At 59.2% G+C, this 19,431-nt stretch carries 16 protein-coding genes, 2 pseudogenes and 1 riboswitch; of the genes and pseudogenes, 11 read left to right on the top strand and 7 right to left on the bottom strand.

The features are described from left to right. The first annotated feature begins 103 nt into the window (after window positions 1–103). The 3 genes from DLM_RS07155 to DLM_RS07145 all read left to right on the top strand — a co-directional run bounded on the left by DLM_RS07155 (window position 104) and on the right by DLM_RS07145 (window position 4,031). On the top strand, window positions 104–745 hold the full coding sequence (locus tag DLM_RS07155) for an NAD(P)-dependent oxidoreductase (RefSeq protein ID WP_089084814.1): 642 nt from the start codon (window positions 104–106) through the stop codon (window positions 743–745). A gap of 148 nt (window positions 746–893) precedes the next feature. Then, window positions 894–981, top strand: a riboswitch (glycine riboswitch). 387 nt (window positions 982–1,368) lie between these two features. Continuing rightward, window positions 1,369–2,769: an L-serine ammonia-lyase gene (locus tag DLM_RS07150; protein WP_089084813.1), complete on the top strand. Its 1,401-nt coding sequence runs from the start codon at window positions 1,369–1,371 to the stop codon at window positions 2,767–2,769. 194 nt (window positions 2,770–2,963) lie between these two features. After that, the gene (locus tag DLM_RS07145; RefSeq protein WP_089084812.1) at window positions 2,964–4,031 is read left to right on the top strand and encodes a fimbrial protein; all 1,068 of its coding nucleotides are present in this window, start codon (window positions 2,964–2,966) and stop codon (window positions 4,029–4,031) included. 68 nt (window positions 4,032–4,099) lie between these two features. Here DLM_RS07145 and DLM_RS07140 read toward each other — a convergent pair whose 3' ends face one another. Then, a complete protein-coding gene (locus tag DLM_RS07140) occupies window positions 4,100–5,368 on the bottom strand; it encodes an MFS transporter (RefSeq protein ID WP_089084811.1) in 1,269 nt (422 codons plus the stop codon). A 101-nt stretch (window positions 5,369–5,469) separates the two neighbouring features. On the opposite strand from DLM_RS07140, the gene DLM_RS07135 reads away from it, so the two are divergent. Genes DLM_RS07135 through DLM_RS07120 form a run of 4 tightly spaced genes read left to right on the top strand, consistent with a single transcriptional unit; the run spans window position 5,470 to window position 9,410 of the window. Continuing rightward, window positions 5,470–6,366 carry a LysR family transcriptional regulator gene (locus tag DLM_RS07135; RefSeq protein WP_089084810.1) on the top strand — a complete coding sequence of 299 codons (897 nt, stop codon included), beginning with the start codon at window positions 5,470–5,472 and terminating at the stop codon, window positions 6,364–6,366. Between the two features lie 26 nt (window positions 6,367–6,392). Then, a complete protein-coding gene (locus DLM_RS07130; RefSeq protein WP_089084809.1) occupies window positions 6,393–7,043 on the top strand; it encodes a transporter in 651 nt (216 codons plus the stop codon). Window positions 7,044–7,100: 57 nt separating this feature from the next. Continuing rightward, entirely contained in the window at window positions 7,101–8,282 is a 1,182-nt protein-coding gene (locus DLM_RS07125; RefSeq protein ID WP_089084808.1) for an MFS transporter, read from the top strand. Between the two features lie 15 nt (window positions 8,283–8,297). Further along, entirely contained in the window at window positions 8,298–9,410 is a 1,113-nt protein-coding gene (locus tag DLM_RS07120; protein WP_089084807.1) for a class II histone deacetylase, read from the top strand. 205 nt (window positions 9,411–9,615) lie between these two features. On the opposite strand, the gene DLM_RS07115 is transcribed toward DLM_RS07120, so the two are convergent. Further along, entirely contained in the window at window positions 9,616–10,875 is a 1,260-nt protein-coding gene (locus DLM_RS07115) for a hypothetical protein (RefSeq protein ID WP_145985786.1), read from the bottom strand. 218 nt (window positions 10,876–11,093) lie between these two features. On the opposite strand from DLM_RS07115, the gene DLM_RS07110 reads away from it, so the two are divergent. Beyond that, the gene (locus DLM_RS07110) at window positions 11,094–12,740 is read left to right on the top strand and encodes a BBE domain-containing protein (RefSeq protein WP_089084868.1); all 1,647 of its coding nucleotides are present in this window, start codon (window positions 11,094–11,096) and stop codon (window positions 12,738–12,740) included. Between the two features lie 212 nt (window positions 12,741–12,952). Here DLM_RS07110 and DLM_RS07105 read toward each other — a convergent pair whose 3' ends face one another. Then, window positions 12,953–13,153: a hypothetical protein gene (locus DLM_RS07105; protein ID WP_089084805.1), complete on the bottom strand. Its 201-nt coding sequence runs from the start codon at window positions 13,151–13,153 to the stop codon at window positions 12,953–12,955. Window positions 13,154–13,165: 12 nt separating this feature from the next. On the opposite strand from DLM_RS07105, the gene DLM_RS22975 reads away from it, so the two are divergent. Then, the gene (locus DLM_RS22975) at window positions 13,166–13,453 is read left to right on the top strand and encodes a hypothetical protein (protein WP_145985785.1); all 288 of its coding nucleotides are present in this window, start codon (window positions 13,166–13,168) and stop codon (window positions 13,451–13,453) included. 11 nt (window positions 13,454–13,464) lie between these two features. On the opposite strand, the gene DLM_RS07100 is transcribed toward DLM_RS22975, so the two are convergent. Together DLM_RS07100 and uvrA are read right to left on the bottom strand one after the other, a co-directional pair. Next, window positions 13,465–13,908, bottom strand: a complete 444-nt coding sequence (locus tag DLM_RS07100; protein ID WP_045848294.1) for a VOC family protein — start codon at window positions 13,906–13,908, stop codon at window positions 13,465–13,467. 129 nt (window positions 13,909–14,037) lie between these two features. Further along, window positions 14,038–16,866, bottom strand: coding sequence for an excinuclease ABC subunit UvrA (gene uvrA / locus DLM_RS07095; protein ID WP_089084804.1), 2,829 nt, complete (start codon window positions 16,864–16,866; stop codon window positions 14,038–14,040). 180 nt (window positions 16,867–17,046) lie between these two features. On the opposite strand from uvrA, the gene DLM_RS07090 reads away from it, so the two are divergent. Together DLM_RS07090 and DLM_RS07085 are read left to right on the top strand one after the other, a co-directional pair. After that, window positions 17,047–18,411 (top strand): MFS transporter, encoded by a 1,365-nt coding sequence (locus DLM_RS07090; RefSeq protein WP_089084803.1) that lies wholly within the window; start codon window positions 17,047–17,049, stop codon window positions 18,409–18,411. 90 nt (window positions 18,412–18,501) lie between these two features. Further along, window positions 18,502–18,957 carry a single-stranded DNA-binding protein gene (locus tag DLM_RS07085; protein WP_089084802.1) on the top strand — a complete coding sequence of 152 codons (456 nt, stop codon included), beginning with the start codon at window positions 18,502–18,504 and terminating at the stop codon, window positions 18,955–18,957. Window positions 18,958–19,041: 84 nt separating this feature from the next. Here DLM_RS07085 and DLM_RS07080 read toward each other — a convergent pair. After that, a pseudogene (locus DLM_RS07080) lies at window positions 19,042–19,320 on the bottom strand (transposase); the annotation flags it as partial. A gap of 43 nt (window positions 19,321–19,363) precedes the next feature. Next, a pseudogene (locus DLM_RS23990) lies at window positions 19,364–19,429 on the bottom strand (hypothetical protein); the annotation flags it as partial. Between the last annotated feature and the right edge of the window lie 2 nt (window positions 19,430–19,431).

Below are 19,431 nucleotides of genomic sequence, written 5' to 3'. Positions count from 1 at the left end.
ATTGTTAAGTCCTGCTAATTTATCAATACCAGTATTGCCCGATTATCAGCCATGCAGCAAGCTATTACACTGCAATCCATCCACTATACGAAAGGAAAGCAAGATGAAAATCGCTCTGATTGGTGCCACCGGCTTTGTCGGCTCCGCCGTATTGCAAGAACTGCTGGCACGCCAGCACCAGGTATCGGCCATTGTCAGCCGTCCGGAACGCCTGCCCAGCCACCCGCAACTAACGGCGGTGAAGGCCGATGCCTACGATGCCGCCGCCATTGCCCAGGCGGTTGCCGGACACGATATGGTGATCAGCACCTTCAATCCGGGCTGGGACAAGAGCGACATCCGCGCCCTCTTCCTCAAGGGCCATGCCGCCATTGTGGCCGGCGTGAAGCAGGCCGGTGTCCCGCGCTTTCTGGAAGTAGGCGGTGCCGGCAGCCTGTATGTGGCACCGGGCGTGCAACTGATCGACACCCCGCACTTCCCCGCCGAATACAAGGAAGGCGCGGAAGGCGCCCGCCAGGCGCTGGCAGACTTGCAACAGGAAACCGTGCTGGACTGGGTGTTCCTGTCGCCGCCGGCTCTGCTGGCACCGGGCGAGCGCAGCGGCCAGTACCGTCTGGGCGGTGATGAACTGCTGATGGATGGCGACCAGCCCGCCGGCATCAGCGTGGCCGACCTGGCCGTGGCCATTGCCGATGAAGCCCAAACCCCGCGTCACAGCCGCCAGCGCTTTACCGTGGCCAACTGATTTTCTACGCCGCCACTTCCAGCCGCCATGCAGCTTGCAGGCGGCTTTTTGCATTTGCCCGCCGCATGCTGCAAGCGCACATCAAAACCCGCGTCAATATTGGCGTTGACAGCCATTCCCGGCTTATCTACAGTGCCAGCCAGCCGTACTGGATGGCGCAGGAGAGATCACCCCAGCGGTGACGCCGAAGGGGTATCGCCCCAGAAACTCTCAGGCAAAAGAACTGCACCATCGTCTGGCTCTCTGGAGAGAAGACCCGGGCATCTGCCCTGCGGTCTCGCCGAAGGAAGATCGCCCCGCGATCACAATCTCTCAGGCAAAAGGACAGAGGGGGCTGCGCCGCGTGAAGTCTGCCAGGGCAGGTTTGCCCGGTGGGCTGGCAAGCGACGGTCCCTGCCTGCTTCGGCCCGCCCGCCTGCCGCCACAGACCCACGCCTGTCTGGCCCCCCGCAAGCAACTTGACGCTTCACGACGCCTGATGGCCGGAAGCAGAACAGTCAGCCTGCAGCAAGCATGACACGCTAAGGTATGACACACAGGCTGTCTCCCCGCAGACGACAGCCCCCTACCCGCAACACCGGCGGCCCGCGCGGCGGACTGCCTGCATCAGACAAGAGAACATCATGGCAATCAGTGTTTTTGACCTGTTCAAGATTGGTATCGGCCCGTCCAGCTCCCACACCGTCGGCCCGATGCGCGCCGCGCGCCAGTTTGTCGCCCGGCTGGAAAAAGACGGCCTGCTGACAGCCACCCGCCGCGTGCGCAGCGAGATGTATGGCTCACTGGGTGCCACCGGCAAGGGCCACGGTTCGGACACTGCAGTATTGCTGGGCCTGGCGGGCGAACTGCCCGACATGGTGGATACCGACGCCGTGCCGGATATCCTGGCCACCATCCGCCGCGAAAAACAGTTGAAGCTGCTGGGCACGCAGGCCATTGCCTTCAATGAGCCGGACGACCTGATCCTGCACAAGCGCAAAACCCTGCCCTACCACCCCAACGGCATGATTTTTGAAGCCTTCGACGCCGACGGCAACAGCCTGTCCAAGCGCGCCTACTATTCGGTAGGCGGTGGCTTTGTGGTGGATGAAGCGGCCATCGAAGCCGGTTTTACCCCGCCGGGCGTTACCGAACTCAAACACCAGTTCAATACCGCCGCCGAACTGCTGGCACTGTGCAAGGAACAGGGCAAGAGCATCAGCCAGATCATGCTGGAAAACGAACTGGCCTGGCGCAGCGAGCAAGAAGTGCGCCGCGACCTGCTCACCATCTGGGGCGTGATGCAAGCCTGTGTCAAACGCGGCTGCCAGCGCGAAGGCACCCTGCCCGGCGGCATGAAGGTAAAACGCCGCGCCGCCGACATGTACCAGAAGCTGCTGGCCGCACCGGAAGCCGCGCTGCGCGACCCGCTGACGGTGATGGACTGGGTGAATCTGTACGCACTGGCGGTGAACGAAGAAAACGCCGCCGGTGGCCGTGTGGTGACGGCTCCCACCAACGGTGCCGCCGGCATCATCCCGGCGGTGATGCATTACTACGCCCGCTTTGTGCCGGGTGCCAGCGAAGACGGCATCGTGCGCTACCTGCTGACCGCCGGTGCCATCGGCATCCTGTTCAAGCTCAATGCCTCCATCTCCGGTGCCGAAGTAGGCTGCCAGGGCGAGGTGGGCTCGGCCTGCTCGATGGCGGCCGGTGCGCTGGCCGAGGTGATGGGCGGCACGCCGGAACAAGTGGAAAACGCGGCGGAAATCGGCATGGAACACAATCTGGGCCTCACCTGCGACCCGGTGGGCGGCCTGGTGCAAGTGCCGTGCATCGAGCGCAATGCCATGGCCTCAATCAAGGCCATCAATGCCGCGCGCATGGCCTTGCGCGGCGACGGCCAGCACTGCGTGTCGCTGGACCGCGTAATCAAGACCATGCGCGACACTGGCCGCGACATGAGCACCAAGTACAAGGAAACCGCACGTGGCGGCCTGGCCATCAATGTGATCGAAGTACCGGTCAACGTAGTGGAGTGCTGATACCCGCACCTTGGCCTGCGGGCCAAAACACAAAACGCCGTGGCATTGTGTCCACGGCGTTTTGTTTATACTCCACAAAACTATACGTACAGAAAATTCTGCATTACATGCAAGAATAATACATGTAAAAATAATAAATTTCTTCCCGGCGATAAATCTACAATGATTTCATAAAAATCGAGGATCAATTTTTCATGAAATTAATGTCAAAAATATTCATTGCATTATTTTTACTTTCCACAAGCAAAAACATCGCCGCCAATGTAATGTGCTACGATCCCACAGGACCTTCCTGGCGAAACCTGGTTTACAAAACATTAAATATCAACAACAGCTCCATAAGTTGGAGTGGCCCCGCGAATACATTGAGTCCAGGAACTTCACTTGCCAGTTGGTCAGACTCTGCGACAGACTATTCTTTCTTTTCATGCCCCGGCATCACCTATATCTCATCAGATTCACACAACCCTCAAACTTGGATAATTTCCAGCAAAACACCGCTAAATGGCTTTACCTACACACTAAATGGAGTAACCTATCCGGTATTCCCTACAGGAGCACAAGGCATTGGTTATATTCTTGGCGCAGCCGATCCAAACAAAGTCTTGACGCCATTAGGAAGTACAGCACTACAAATGTTCTCCACTACTGATGGTGGTAAAACCCTGGGTGTAAAATATCTATTCCGCTATGTCATCACAGGTCCATTAAAGAGTGGCATCACCAATATTCCCAGTCAACAAATTGGAACAATTCAAATGCGTGATGGCCCTACGGTTCTTGCCGCAGGATCCAGCCCGATCTTCTTGAAGAGCGCAACCTTGACAGTGACCGCCGCTACCTGCACTGTCAATACCAACAATATTTTCGTTACTCTTCCTTCGATAGACATCACCAAGCTAAGCGCTGTCGGCAGCACATCCACGCCAAGCAATTTCAATATCTCGCTCACCTGCCCTGGTGGAATTAACACTTACATGGTAATGACTGACAATACCAATACAGCAAACCGAAGCGATAGATTGTCATTAGTCCCCAGCTCAATAGCAAAGGGCGTTGCCGTGCAAATTACCAAAGCAGATGGCAGCTTGGTCAAATTCGGGCCTGACTCTGCCAATCCTGGTACAGCAAATCAATTTCTTGTATTTAACAATCTCTCGGGTACCCAGTCCATTCCACTCACGGCAAGACTTATCCGGACAGGCCCAATCACACCAGGAAGCTTAACCGCCATTGCCACCTATACTTTCTCTTACCAATAATCACTCCGTCATGAAAAACGCCGTAGATATTGTCCACGGCGTTTTTCATGGCTGGCACTGTCTGGAAACTAAACCGCCAGCGGCTCCAGCTTGCGCAGCCGCAGGGCAATCAGCAGCAGTGCCAGCAAGCCCAGCGCAATCATCGCCGCCACACCATTCCATTTGCCCATACCCCACAGCAGGCCGGAGAAGGAACCCACCACACTGGAACCCAGATAATAGGCAGTGAGGTAAAACGCCGAGGCCAGCGCCTTGCCGCGTTGCGCACGACGGCCAATCCAACTGCTGGCCACCGAATGGCCACCGAAAAAGCCGAAGGTAAACAGCGCAATGCCCGGCACCATCAGCCACAGCGAATCCGCCAGCGTACACACCAGCCCGGCGGCCATCAGCACCACCATCAGCCACAACATATTGCGACGGCCAAAGCGGTCGGCCATGCGCCCCACCCAGGCCGAGGCCCAGATGCCCACCATGTACAGCGAGAACACAAAGCCCAGCACGCTGTGGCTCAGGTTGAACGGTGCGGCCAGCAAGCGGAAACCCAGGTAATTGTACAGGCTGACAAAGCAGCCCATGAACAGGAAGGCTGACAGGAACAACCAGGGCAGGCCGCCGTCGGCAAAATGGCTGCCCACGTCCCGCCGCAGTTCGGCCATATTCAATGGCACCGGCTTGAAATGGCGCGAATCCGGCAGGCTGCGCCAGAACTCGATGGCACCGGCAAGGCCCAGCACGGCCAGCGCCAGCACCGCTGCGCGCCAGCCAAAGTGGTCGGCAATCACCGCGGCCAGAAAGCGCCCGCTCATACCGCCCAGCGCATTACCGGCGATATACAGGCCGATGGAATGGCCCAGTGACAAGGGCTCCACTTCTTCGCTCAGATAGGCCATGGCCACGGCCGGCAAACCGGCCAGCACCACCCCGAAAATGGCACGCAGATAGAGAAACTGCTGAAAGCCGGGGGCAAAAGCCGCCAGCAGCATCAGCAGCGCGGCCAGGCTCAGCGCGATATTCATCACCGGCTTGCGCCCCACCTTGTCTGCCAGAAAGCTGGCCGGAATCAGCGCCAGCGCCAGGCCGGTGGTGGGCACCGACAGCACGCTGCTGGCGGCAGCCGGGCTCAGGGCAAAGTCTTGCGCAAACATCGGCATCAGCGGCTGCATGCTGTACAGCATGGAAAAGGTGCAGAAGCCGCCGACAAACATGGCACGCGCAGTAGCGCGAAAGGCGGGCGAACCGGCTTGCAGGCGGGCGCTGGGGGAAATGGTGTTCTCCTGTGCAGAAGCAGGGCCTGCATGTAGCGTAGCAGCACAGGAAGCAGAATCGGGAGGCATGATGAAACCGGTAGCAGTGATACAGGATTCGAGCTTAGCCCTTGACAAAACAGCAGTCCAATATATCTTTATTCAATTATTAATACTTTAAAAGTATCAATATGGAACTGCGCCACCTGCGTTATTTCGTCACGGTTGCCGAAGAACTGCACTTCACCCGCGCCGCCGAACGCCTGCACATCGCCCAGCCGCCCTTGTCCCAGCAAATCCAGGCACTGGAAGCCGAGCTGGGCGTGGCCCTGTTTCTGCGGGAAAAGCGCAAGGTGGAACTGACCGCCGCCGGCCAGCAATTTCTGCAACGCGCGCGGCGCATTCTGGCCGATACCGAAGAGGCCGCCGAACAGGCCAGACGCGCCGCGCGTGGCGAGGTGGGCGAGTTGCGCATCGGCTTTACCTCCTCCCTGCCGCTCACTCCCATCCTGCCCGCCGCCTTGCATGCCTATCGCCAGCACTACCCGGCAGTGCGGCTGACCTTGCGCGAAATGTTCACCACCGACCAGTTTTCCGCCTTGCAGCAGCAGGATATCGATGTCGGCTTCGTGCGTTTCAACGGCCTGTCTCCGGCAGACCGGATAGTGGTGCAGGAGCTGCGGCGCGACCCGCTGCTGGTGGTGATCAACAGCAACCACCCGCTGGCAGGTGAGCCCAGCCTGTCGCTGGGGCAATTGCGCGACGAGGGCATGATCAGCTATCCGCGCAGCGCCGGTACCGGCCTGCACACGGTCATCCGCCAATTGTGCGAGGCCAAGGGCTTCGAGCCACGCATCACCCAGGAAGCGGGTGAGGCCACCACCCAGGTGGGCCTGGTGGCGGCCGGCCTTGGCATCGCCATCCTGCCCTCGCCACTGAACTGCGTGCAGTTGCCGGGGGTGCGCTATATCCCGCTGACCGACGAGGGCGCGTATCTGGCCATGGGCATTGCCACCCGCGAGGGCGACAGCTCGCCGCTGGTGGCCGGTTTCATCACCCATCTGTGGGACGAAATCCCGGCCATTTAGCACCGCCCCCCTGCTGCTACTGCCTGATGCCGCACCTGGCCTCCAGCGTGGCCATCAACCAGATCCGCACCCTGCAGGCGCTGCGCGAAACCCTGGGCGGCCCACGGCTGGCCATGGCAGTGTGCGACCAGCACGGCACCCTGCACTGTGCCGAGCCCGGCTTTGTCGACCTGCTGCTGACCGAGTGGCCGCAGTGGACCGGCCCCGGCCTGCCCGCCGGCCTGTCACCGCAAGGGCATGACGATGCCCGGCACCCGGATGTTTCCGCCGGAGCAAACCGCTGGGCTGCCACCTTTCTCTACAAATACACCCGCGGCGTAGGCAAAAACTGGGTGCTGGAGGCCTCGCTGGAAGCCCAGTTCTACGGCAACAACCACAACTATCTCGGCAACAACCTGCAACAGCAGCCCTTGTACCGCCTGCAGGCCTTTGCCTCCTATGACTTCACGCCGGACACCTATGGCGCGCTGCGGCTGTACCACAGCCGTGGCGGGGCCTTGCGCCTGAATGGACAGGAGCTGCCCGACACCCGGCAGAACAGTACCCAGCTTGGCGTCGAACTGGGCCACTGGCTCAGCAAGCAAGACCAATTGCTGCTGATGCTGGCGCGCAATGCCCACACCACCAACAGCTTTGACAGCAGCCAGGCCATGTTGCGTCTGGTACATGTTTTCTGAGCTGACTACCCGACAAGAACATCCGCCCGACGGATCACCCACTACCGAGGAAAAACCATGAACACACTATCCAGCGCCAAGCTCGCCGCGCCGGCACACCAGGCGCGTCCGGCCATGGCCGCCATTGTCGGTTTTGCCGCCATCGCCCCGGCCGTGCTGATGATGGCCACCGCCGTCGCCAGCCAGTTGGCCAGCCAGCTGCAACTGGGGCCGGTGGCTATCGGCAACTTGTTCTCCGCCGAACTGGGGGCGATGAGCCTGGCCACCCTGCCGGCCATGTTCTGGCTGCCACGCGTCAACTGGCGTAGCGCCGCCTGGCTGGCGGTGCTGGTATTCATCGCGGCCAACCTGCTGTCAGCCATTACCGTCAGCTATCCGCTGCTGCTGAGCTTGCGCTTTGTCAGTGCGCTGGCCGGTGGTTCGCTGATGATTCTGTGCCTGTCCGCTGCCGCCACCCTACCCAACCCCGACCGCGCTTATGGCTTGTGGGTGATGGGCCAACTGGCACTGGGTGCCGTGGGGCTGCTGGTGATGCCCACACTGTTTGCCCGCTTCGGCATTGCCGCCTGTTATATCAGCCTCGCCTTGCTGATGACGCTGTGCGCACCGCTGGCGCGCTGTTTTCCCCAGGGCCAGCAAGGCGCAGCCCCAACACACGCACCAGCCGCTTCCGGCCCACGCCGGGGCCGGGCCGCACTGGGCATCATCGCCACGCTGGCGTTTTACATCAGCCTGAGCGGGGTGTGGACCTTTGTCGGCCAGATTGCCGTGCAATCCGGCATTGCACCACAGCAAAGCGGCAATATCTTCGCCATCGCCACCTTGCTGGGTGTGGCCGGTGCCGGTACTGCCTCGCTGATTGGCCGCCGCCTGCCACGCTCCCGACTGCTGCTGGCCGGCTTTGCCATGATGATGGCGGCCATGCTGCTGTTGCTGCATAACCCGGCACTGGCGCGCTTTGCCACCGCAGCACTGCTGTTCAAGTTCAGCTGGACTTTCATCCTGCCCTTCATCCTGGCCACGCTGGCCGACATCGACCACAGCGGCAAGCTGATGAATGCCACCAATCTGGTGATCGGTGGCGGCCTGGCCATCGGCCCGGCGCTGGCCGGTCAACTGATCGCCGCCAATGGCGGCAGCCTGCATGTCTTGCTACTGCTGGCCACGGTGGTGGCCGCCCTGTCGCTGGCCCTGTTGCTGGCGCTGCAAACACCCCGCCCCACCCCTGCCCACGCCTGAAAACGAGGAGAAGCCATGACATCCGCGACCGCCTTTTACTTTGATGAGCTGTGCATGTGGCACAGCACCGGCCTGCATGCACTGACGCTGCCGGTGGGCGGCTGGGTGCAGCCGCCAGCCGCCGCCGGCCATGCCGAATCGCCGGAAACCAAGCGCCGGCTGAAAAACCTGCTGGATGTGGCCGGCATCAGCCGCCAGTTGCGGCAATGCACAGCCGCGCCGGCCAGCCGTGAAGACCTGCTGCGGGTACATGGCGCCGCCTATCTGGATGAATTCAAGCGCATCAGCGATGCCGGTGGTGGCGAACTCGGCCCGCAAGCCCCGGTCGGGCCGGGCAGCTATGACATTGCCTGCCTGTCTGCCGGCCTTGCCATCGCCGCCGTGGATGCGGTGTGGCGCGGCGAGGTGGCCAATGCCTATGTGCTGACCCGCCCGCCGGGCCACCACTGCCTGCCGGATGCCGCCATGGGCTTTTGCTTCCTGTCCAATATCGCCGTCGCCATCGAAGCGGCCAAGGCGCGCTACGGCATCGAACGGGTGGCAGTGCTGGACTGGGACGTACACCACGGCAACGGCACCCAGGCCATCTACTACCAGCGCCCGGACGTTCTCACCATGTCGATTCATCAGGATGGCTGCTTCCCGCCGGGCTACAACGGCAGTGAAGACCGCGGCACAGGGGCCGGGCTGGGAGCCAATATCAATATTCCGCTGTTACCGGGCAGCGGCCACGACGCCTATCTGTACGCCATGCAGCTCATGGTGCTGCCGGCACTGGCACGCTATCAGCCGCAGTTGATCATCGTCGCCTGCGGCTTTGACGCCAATGCGGTGGACCCGCTGGCACGCATGCTGGCCCACAGCGATACTTTCCGCCAGATGACCACCCTGCTGCGCAGGTTTGCCCAGCAACACTGCGCCGGCAAGCTGGTGCTGATGCACGAAGGGGGTTATGCCGAAGCCTATGTGCCGTTCTGTGGCCTCGCCACCATCGAAGCCCTGTCGGGCCTTAGCAGCGAAGTAGTCGACCCGCTGCTGGACTTCATTCGCCAGCAGCAGCCCTGCGCCGCCATGCAGCAATTGCAGCGCCAGTTGCTGGATGAGATGGCCAGCCTGCACGGACTATAAGCCCTACCACCGCAGCGTTGATCTAGCGCGCTGAAACGAACAAGGCCCCCCAATGGCGGGCCTTGTACTGGTTACGCAATAAGTCCTGGCATGACGACATCAGCAGCAAGCCGCCAGCAGCGCCGGGCTAAGCACACCTGGAGAGGAGGTCTCCGCGGTCCGCCACCCGGTTCGGTCATGGACTGAGCCATGCCGTAGCGAGGGCTTAGGCTTTGGAATGGATCATGCCGCGGCGCTGCTGATCGGCAAGCGATGTTTCCGGCGTAGACGGAGGCGGCAAGGCAGGGCTGCGATTCAGCGTGAAAGGCACTTTGGCATCCAGATAACGGGCAAAACGCATGGCGCTGGTGGCAAACACCGCATACACCAATGTTTCATCGTTGTCAGCGGCAATACCGCTGGGATAGCAGTGATCAGCGTGATCACAGCGCCATTGCAAGGGAAGGTCCTGTTCATGGGCATCCTCATAATGCGTGAACAAGGCGGTAATGCGCTGCCTGTTGGCATCAATTTCCAGGCTGGTCTTACTTGCATCAATAGGAATGAGCGGCAGATCAGCCTTACCACCGAAGGCGTGATTGAGCATTTCCTGACTCAGGTGAACCACCCGTTTGGCCTTGATGGCAAAAATCACCGGCAACTGGTGATTGGGCAGACAAGGCACCGTCGCCAGGCTGCGCTCGTCGCCCTTGCTATCACAGCGCTTGCTGCGTGTCGCCATTTGCTGCAAGAAACGACGGTAGTCACTTCCCGGTACCAGCTCGTAAATGGCCGGCTCTACCGCCAATAGTGCCTGCATGTGGTGGCTGGCCATATTGGCGCCCCCGCTAAGAAACTGCGCCGCATTTTCCAACTTGATGCCACCAGACTGATCTTGCTGATACAGAAACAGAATGGCTGGTGGCATATCCGGACTTAACCAGGCGGCCAGGGCGTCGGGTTTGTCCGGCATCACCACAGGCCCTTGACTATCTGTTTTACTGTAGCTGCGCCGGATGACATAGGAATCAGAGTGATAGCCCTGTAGCAGTTGGCCATCATCCAGCCTGACTCCGCCCTCGAGTGGCCGAACCGATTCCAGCTCTCCATCCTGGTTGAGCTTGGCATAAACAAATGGCAGTTCACCCACATCAATATTTACCACGCCTCCATTATCAAACAGCATTGAAATAAACGGAATTGCCTGATCAGTATCAGTATATTGGCCACTCCCGGCATGACGAAACGAACCCAGAAAGCCAGTCAAGTTGGCACTGGCACAGCCTACCAACATCGAGGCAATCACAACAATGGACACAAAGTCTTTCAATCTCACAAAACACTCCTTAAATATATTAAGTAATACAAATATGTATTTCGATAGAGAATATCGACTGCAATACGTTCCATTGGGTGCAATTTCCATACACAGACCAACACCACCCCAGTCATTTTCAAATGTCATCACATCTTGAATATCAGTCACAGCCACACTGATTTCTCAACAATATCGGCCACTAATATAGGACCTGACATTTAAATGACATACACCGCAGATACTGAACCAAAGTACAGTTAATAAGAAAAATACAATATAACTTATTGATAATTCAGCTCAGCAGACCAACAATTCATACCGCAGGGCAAGAAAATTCTCAGCAATGAGTCGCCTTGCTGTTTGATTAATAACCGATGGGATTTATCATGAACAAGATTGAAAGCAACAATAAAACATATATCGCCCTACAAAAGGGTTTTAATTTGCGCTGGCCAATTACCAGCGAAGATGGCGCGCAGCGTATTTATATCTGCAGCACACCGGAAGAAGTGCAAACCGCAGCCAATGAAGCCTTAAGCGAAGGCTTCCGCATTACGGTACGCAGCGGTGGCCATTGCTATGAAGGTTTTGTTTCCAACCGTCTGAATGCCACAGAAAAACTTGCCATCATTGACCTTGGTGAAATGAAAGGCATGGATCATGATGCCGCTGGCAAGGTCAAGTCACCTTATGACAAGGATGGTCACGGCTATCAGTTCCGTATTGCCACCGGCAATCAAAACTGGGATGGCTACATTTCACTCTACAGACAAGCAGGAAAAACCATTCCGGGTGGTTCTTGCTACTCGGTTGGTGTTGGTGGCCACGTCAGTGGCGGTGGTTATGGCCTGCTGTCCCGCCTGCATGGCCTGACGGTAGACTGGGTCAGCGGCGTGGATATCCTGGTCGCCGCCGCGGATGGTAAAAGCTTGCAATTCAAGCATGTACGGGCCGATAGTACCGATGAAACCGACCGCATGCTGTTTACGGCCTGCTGCGGTGCGGGTGGCGGCAACTTTGGCATCATCATCAATTATTACTACGCCAAACTGCCGGAAGCCCCGCAACAAGCATACTGGTATCCGCTGAAATATGACTGGAAATGGTTCCAGGCGCACCCGGAAAATTTCACCAAACTGCTGCAGGCTTATTGGCAATGGTTTCATGACAATGATGCCAATTCCAATAATCCGGACCCGGCAATTGGCAATGGGGGCTTGTTTACCCTGTTCAAGCTCAATCACATCAATAGTGACGACAATATTGTCCTGGCCATCCAGTACACCGGTATAGATGGTTTGGTTGGCGGTGAGCGCGACAAGCCACTGAATGACTTCATCCAGAAGATGAATGATGCAGCAGGCAAACCCGGTGTGGTTCATGATGCCTTCCTGCTTCCCAATATCAACCCCTTGGGACGCCGGGATGCCGGCATGACACTCAGCCAGGCAGACCCGCTGATGGCGATGGACTGGATTTATGTCACCCAAAGCATCAATGGCTCGGGTAATAATCAGCGTGGCAAATATAAGTCTGAATATCAGATTGAAAACTTCAGCGATGAGGTATGCAAAGCGCTGTTTGAAAACCTGACCAACCTTAACGACACGGCAATGACGCAATCCCTGGTGCAGATTGACTCCTATGGCGGCAAGATCAATGCCAATGGCACTGGACATACTGCCGTTCCGCAACGTCAATCCATCCTCAAGGCACAATATCAGACCTACTGGACTGACCCGAAAGAGGACGACGTGCAAGTAGCCTGGATTCGCCGCATTTACAATGCCGTGCATGCCTCGACGGGTAATCGCCCGCTACTGCCGGCATACCAGGGCTGCTATATCAATTATCCCGATGTGGATATGAAATATGTCAACGATGGCTCAACCCAGGTTGATCCGAATTGGCTGCATCTTTACTACCAGGATGAGGCATTGATTGACCGGCTGATTGCGCTGAAAAACAAGGTTGACCCGCACAATCTGTTCCGTCATGAAATGTCCATTCCATTGCAACGCCCTACCCGCTAACGGACATGGTTTTGCCATCTGAAACAGGCTGAGCCTGTTCAACGCAGGCCCGCAATTTTGCGGGCCTTTTGCTTGGCAGGAAGGCCAGGAGCAAGCTGCGCAGAGGCCACGTCCGGCCGGTGCCGCACGGCAGTCGACCCATGGCTGGAACGAAAAAGGCCCGCCATTGGCGGGCCTTGTTACGTCACCGGTTCAAACCCGGTGTGGCAGCTTTACTGCTGTTGTCCGGCGGGCTGCGGCATGCTGCTGTCTTGCTCCGGTGCTGCATCAGGCAGATTGCCTTGTGGTGCCGAAGCCTCTGGCTGCTCTGACTGTGTCTGCGGCGCGGGAGAGGCGGCAAATACCAGATTGATCAATCCCAGACTGGCCGGAGGCAGGGAAAGCATGGCAACAACAAGCAATTTCTTTTGCATGAGCTTCTTTCAATGTGGTTGGAAGACAAGCCTGTTTTTGCAAACACCATGCCAGCCACACATTGTCATTTAAAAACAATGCTTTGCATTGAAAAGCACCCACCCAGACCATGCCAGTTGTCGGCAGTGAGCGACAAGCATGGCAAGAAATTACCCAAGTTATTGAAATGGCAGCACTTTTTGAGTCGCCAATTGACGACACTCAGGCATCACCTCACCCAGTTTCCTGATTTGACAGCATTTTTCAGCACGGCAGGCATGAAAAAACCCGCCGTAGCGGGTTGGTGGCCAATGCGGTAGCACGCAGCCGGTCAGGCCGGTTTGCTGGCCAGCTTGAGCTTGCCTGCCAGCCAGGTATGGTCGTAGCTGACGATCTCGAACGGGTTGCCGAACGGATCGACAAAGCTGATGGAACAGAAAAACTGGTGATCCACCACCGAGTCGCGCGCCACCGTCTGGCCCGCGCGGTCGATCACCCGCTCGCCGGCCAACTGGTCTATCCATTCCAGAAAATCCTGGCCGCTGACCAGAAAGGCTACCGAGCCCGGCTCACATACCGGCTTGTCTTCCTGCGAAATGGCCAGACGCACCGAACCATTGCTGTTCATCAGCATCACGACGCCGTGCGGCCCGCTCTGCATGTGCTTGTAGCGGGTGTCCGGTGCCAGGTTCAGTACACGCTGGTACCAGCCCTGCGCCTTTGCCAGATCGGTGACACGGATATGGATATGGTCAATCTTGCCAAGCGATAGCATTGCATCCTCATCGGGTGTGGGTGACGCGCCAGCAAGCGACGCGTGCTCATTCTACGGTGTTTGCCGCCGTCGGCAACGATATGGCAATGTGGCCGGCGGCGGCTTGGTACTGCGCAGCGCGTGCCGCGCTCAGGTGCGCGGTTGCAGCAGCGGCTTGAGATAACGCCCGGTATGGCTGAGCGGATTATCCGCCACCTGTTCCGGTGTGCCGGTGGCAATGATCTGGCCACCACCCGCGCCGCCTTCCGGGCCAAGGTCGATCAGCCAGTCGGCGGTTTTGATCACGTCCAGATTGTGCTCGATCACCACCACGGTATTGCCGTTTTCACGCAGGCGATGCAATACCTGCAGCAACAGGTCGATATCGTGGAAGTGCAGGCCGGTGGTGGGTTCATCCAGAATATACAAAGTGCGGCCGGTGTCACGCTTGGACAGTTCCAGCCCCAGCTTCACCCGTTGCGCTTCGCCACCGGACAGCGTGGTGGCGCTCTGCCCCAGGCGGATATAACCCAGGCCCACGTCCATCAGTGTTTTCAGCTTGCGGGCCACTGCCGGCACCACGCTGAAGAACTCCAGCGCCTGCTCCACTGTCATGTCCAGCACTTCGTAAACGTTCTTGCCCTTGTACTGCACTTCCAGTGTTTCACGGTTGTAGCGCTTGCCGTGGCACACGTCGCACGGCACGTAGATGTCCGGCAAAAAGTGCATTTCCACCTTGATCACCCCGTCGCCCTGGCAGGCTTCGCAACGCCCGCCCTTGACGTTGAAGCTGAACCGGCCCGGCCCGTAGCCGCGCTCACGCGACAGCGGCACCCCGGCAAACAGTTCACGGATAGGGGTGAACAGGCCGGTATAGGTGGCCGGGTTGGAACGCGGGGTGCGGCCGATCGGGCTCTGGTCGACGTTGATCACCTTGTCCAGCAGCTCCAGCCCTTCGATGCTGTCGTAAGGTGCCGGTTCTTCGCTGGCGCCGTTCAGGTCGCGTGCGGCAATCTTGTACAGGGTGTCGTTGATCAAGGTGGACTTGCCGGAACCGGACACGCCGGTAATGCAGGCCAGCATGCCCAGCGGCAGCTCCAGCGAAACGTTCTTCAGGTTATTGCCGGTAGCACCATGCAGCTTCAGCACCCGTTCCGGGTTGACTGCGCGGCGCTCGCCCGGCCAGTTGATGCGGCGGCGGCCGGACAGGAAGGCACCGGTCACCGAATTTTCATTGGCTGCCACATCAGCCGGCGTGCCGGCCACCAGCACTTCGCCGCCGTGTTCGCCAGCGCCGGGGCCCATGTCTACCAGGTAATCGGCGGCGCGGATGGCGTCTTCGTCGTGCTCCACCACAATCACGCTGTTGCCGATGTCGCGCAGGCGCATCAGTGTGGCCAGCAGGCGGTCGTTATCGCGCTGGTGCAGGCCGATGGATGGCTCATCCAGCACATACATCACCCCGGTCAGGCCGGAGCCGATCTGGCTGGCGAGGCGGATACGCTGTGCCTCGCCACCGGACAGGGTATCGGCGGAACGTGACAGATTGAGGTAGTCCAGACCGACATTATTCAGGAAGGACACCCGCTCGCTGATTTCCTTGACGATCTTCTCCGCCACCGCCTGCTTCTGACCGCTGAATTCCAGCTGGGCAAAGAAGGCCGCAGTTTCTTTCAGCGGCAGTTGATTCAGTTCGTGCAGGGTGCGGCCACCGATGAACACATGGCGCGCCTCCAGCCGCAGGCGCGAGCCCTGGCAGTGCGGGCAGGGCTGGTTGTTCTGGTACTTGGCTAGTTCCTCGCGCACCGCGCTGGAGTCGGTTTCGCGGTAGCGACGTTCCAGGTTGGGGATGATGCCCTCGAACGGATGGGCGCGGGTAAAGCGGGTGCCCTTCTCCGACATGTAGACAAATTCGATGCTGTCGCGCCCGGAACCGTGCAGCACCACATGGCGCACTTTTTCCGGCAAGTCTTCAAAGGCCAGCTCGGTAGGCGAAAAGCCGTAATGCTCGCCCAGCGCCAGCAGCATCTGGAAGTAAAACTGGTTGCGCTTGTCCCAGCCCTTGATGGCACCGGCGGCAAGGGTCAGCTCCGGGTGGGCCACCACGCGCTTGGGGTCGAAGAAGGTGATTTCGCCCAGGCCGTCACACTTGGGGCAGGCACCCATGGGGTTGTTGAAGGAGAACAGGCGCGGTTCCAGCTCCGGCAGGCTGTAGCTGCATACCGGGCAGGCAAACTTGGCCGAAAACCAGTGTTCCTGGCCGCTATCCATCTCCACCGCAATGGCGCGGCCTTCGGCATGGCGCAAGGCGGTTTCAAAGCTTTCCGCCAGCCGCTGCTTCATGTCCTCGCGCACTTTCAGGCGGTCGATCACCACCTCGATGGTGTGCTTCTTGTTCTTGTCCAGCTTGGGCAGGCTGTCGATTTCGTAGACTTCGCCATCCACCCGCACACGGATGAAGCCCTGGGCGCGCAGGTCGTCGAACAGGTCGAGGTTTTCACCCTTGCGACCGACAATCACCGGGGCCAGGATCATCACCCGGGTTTCTTCCGGCAGCGCCAGTACATGGTCCACCATCTGGCTGACCGTTTGCGATGCCAGCGGCACGCCGTGTTCCGGGCAGTGCGGCTCGCCCACACGGGCAAACAAGAGGCGCAGGTAGTCGTGGATTTCCGTGACAGTACCCACGGTGGAGCGCGGGTTGTGGCTGGTAGCTTTTTGTTCGATGGAAATGGCTGGCGACAGGCCTTCGATCAGGTCGACATCCGGCTTTTCCATCAATTGCAGGAACTGCCGCGCATAGGCCGACAGGCTCTCTACATAGCGGCGCTGGCCCTCGGCATACAGGGTGTCAAAAGCCAGAGAGGACTTGCCGGAACCGGACAGGCCGGTGATGACGATCAACTGGTTGCGCGGCAAATCCAGATTGACGTTTTTCAGATTGTGCGTCCGAGCGCCACGAATGCGGATGGTGTCCATGTGTGAGAGCGTTACTCAGTCGGTCGGGGAACCTGATAATATACCCGACTTGGCTACCGCCGCTCCACCAAAGTATGCGCTGCAGCAAAAAAGGCAGCGCAGGACAATGGCCTGCAAGGTAAACCGCTGGCCATCGGCGGCGTTGATAGCCTGACTCCTGAATCGATAACGACAACACACATGAATTCGCTTGAACTGCGCGCCAGCCTCGGGCTGGCTGGTATTTACGCCCTGCGCATGCTGGGCATGTTCCTGATCCTGCCGGTGTTTGCCATCTACGCGCAAACCCTGCGCGGAGCCGACAACCACACCCTGATTGGCCTGGCACTGGGCAGCTACGGCCTCACCCAGGCCCTGCTGCAACTGCCGCTGGGCATGCTGTCTGACCGCATCGGCCGCAAGAAGGTGATTTACGGCGGACTGCTGCTGTTTGCCATCGGCAGCTTCGTGGCTGCCGGTGCGCACGACATTGTCACCCTCACCATCGGCCGCGTGATCCAGGGTTCCGGTGCCATCTCCGCCGCCATCACCGCCCTCTTGGCCGACCTCACCCGCGAAGAGAACCGCACCCGCGCCATGGCGATGATAGGCATGAGCATCGGTACCACCTTTGCCGTCAGCCTGGTGCTGGGGCCGGTACTGGCGCAGTACATCGGCGTCAACGGCATTTTCGCGCTCACTGGCGCGCTGTCGCTGGCCGCGCTGGTGGGCGTGTGGCTGATCATCCCCGACCCGGCCATCTCGCGCTTTCACTCGGATACCGAAGCCAATACCAAACGCCTGCCGGCGGTACTGAAAAACCCGCAACTGCTGCGGCTGAACTACGGCATTTTCGCATTGCATGCCGCGCAAATGGCCATGTTCGTCACCATTCCGTTTGCCCTGATCAAGACCGCAGGCCTGGACAAGGCCCACCACTGGGAGGTGTACCTGCCGGTTACCGTCATCGGCTTCCTGCTGATGGTGCCTGCCATCATCTATGGCGAGAAAAAAGCCCGGCTCAAACAGGTATTCATCGGTGCCATCGCCATCATGACTGCCGCCCAGCTGGGCATGGCACTGGCGCTGGACAGCTTCTGGCAGATCGTGATGTGGCTGGGCCTGTATTTCATCGCCTTCAACATTCTGGAAGCCACCCTGCCCTCGCTGATTTCAAAAATTGCCCCGGCCGATGCCAAAGGGACGGCCATCGGTGTGTATAATACGGCCCAGTCTTTTGGCTTGTTCATGGGGGCCGCCGCCGGCGGCTGGCTGTACACCCATTACGGCCCGGCCGGTGTGTTCGGCTTTACCAGCCTGCTGATGGCCAGTTGGCTGCTGGCATCCTTCAGCATGCAGGCACCACAGGCAGTGCGCTCGGTGATGTTCCACATCGGCGAGGACTGGCAAGGCAACCCGCAACAGCTATCACAGCAGCTGTCCGCCCTCGCCGGCGTCAGCGAAGCGGTGGTGGTGATGGAAGACCGGGTAGCCTACCTCAAGGTTTCCCAGCAAGGCTGGGACGAAAACAGCGTGAAACAACTGGTTGAAGCCACTTATTCCTGACGGTGCGGCCATTGCCAGGACGCACCTCACCCTGCAATCATGCGTCGGCCAATACCGGCGCAGCATTATCGAATCGAATCGGAGATCCACATGAACAGCATCACTTTTGACGGACGCCTGGCGGCAGACGCCGAACTGCGCTACACCCCGAGCGGCGAACCGGTGCTGAGCTTCCGCGTGGCCAGCGACATCGGCTTTGGCGAGCGCAAGACCACCAACTGGTTCAGCTGCCAGGTATGGGGCAAGCGCGGCGAATCGCTGAAAAACTTCCTGAGCAAGGGCCAGCAAGTGACCGTGTACGGCCAGCTCACCCTGCGCGAATGGCAGAACAAGGAAGGCCAGAAACAACTGTCGCCGGATGTGCGCGTGAACGAACTGAGCCTGCAAGGCGGCAAGCGCGAAGGCGGCTCGTCCATGGACGACAACTACGCCTACGGCGAACCGGCTGCCCAGTCCCGTCCGGCCGCCACACCGGCCGCGCCGCGTCGCATGGAAGCCAAACCGGCACCGAAGCTGGACGATATGGACGACGACATCCCGTTCTGACAGCGACTTCCTTACTGTTTTGTTGATAAAAAGCCCATGTTCCTAGCGGACATGGGCTTTTTGTTATTTGGATTAGCCACACCACACTTTGATAGCGGTATCGAGCGGGCGAGCCTGCCTGGCTTTGACCTCTTGGCTGACGGCATCGGTGATGGAGGAGATCCGGCTGGGTGAGACTGCGGTGCCATCCCTCTTTTCCGGATGGGCCTGGATTTCCCGAACAGTCGTATTCCGGGCATACAGCGAGATGACTTTGCCGTCGAAGCCGCTCCAGCGGGTCTGGTGCTTGGGGATGCGTTGCGGCGCAAAGATAGCCTGGCGGTCGCGTGCTACCGCGACAGGCAATTCGCCGAACGCGCCCTTGCTGGCGCACCCAGCCCCAGTTGCGGCTGGATTGCTCGGCCGCCACCAGGCCCTTTTCCAGCAAGGCAACTTTCAGGCCGCGCCGGGCCAGATGCAGGGCTGCACTCACCC

This window comes from Aquitalea magnusonii (assembly GCF_002217795.2).
Lineage (GTDB): Bacteria > Pseudomonadota > Gammaproteobacteria > Burkholderiales > Chromobacteriaceae > Aquitalea > Aquitalea magnusonii_B.
The sequence above is the reverse complement of the archived record's forward strand: the minus strand, read 5'-3'. Positions and strand labels throughout refer to the sequence as shown.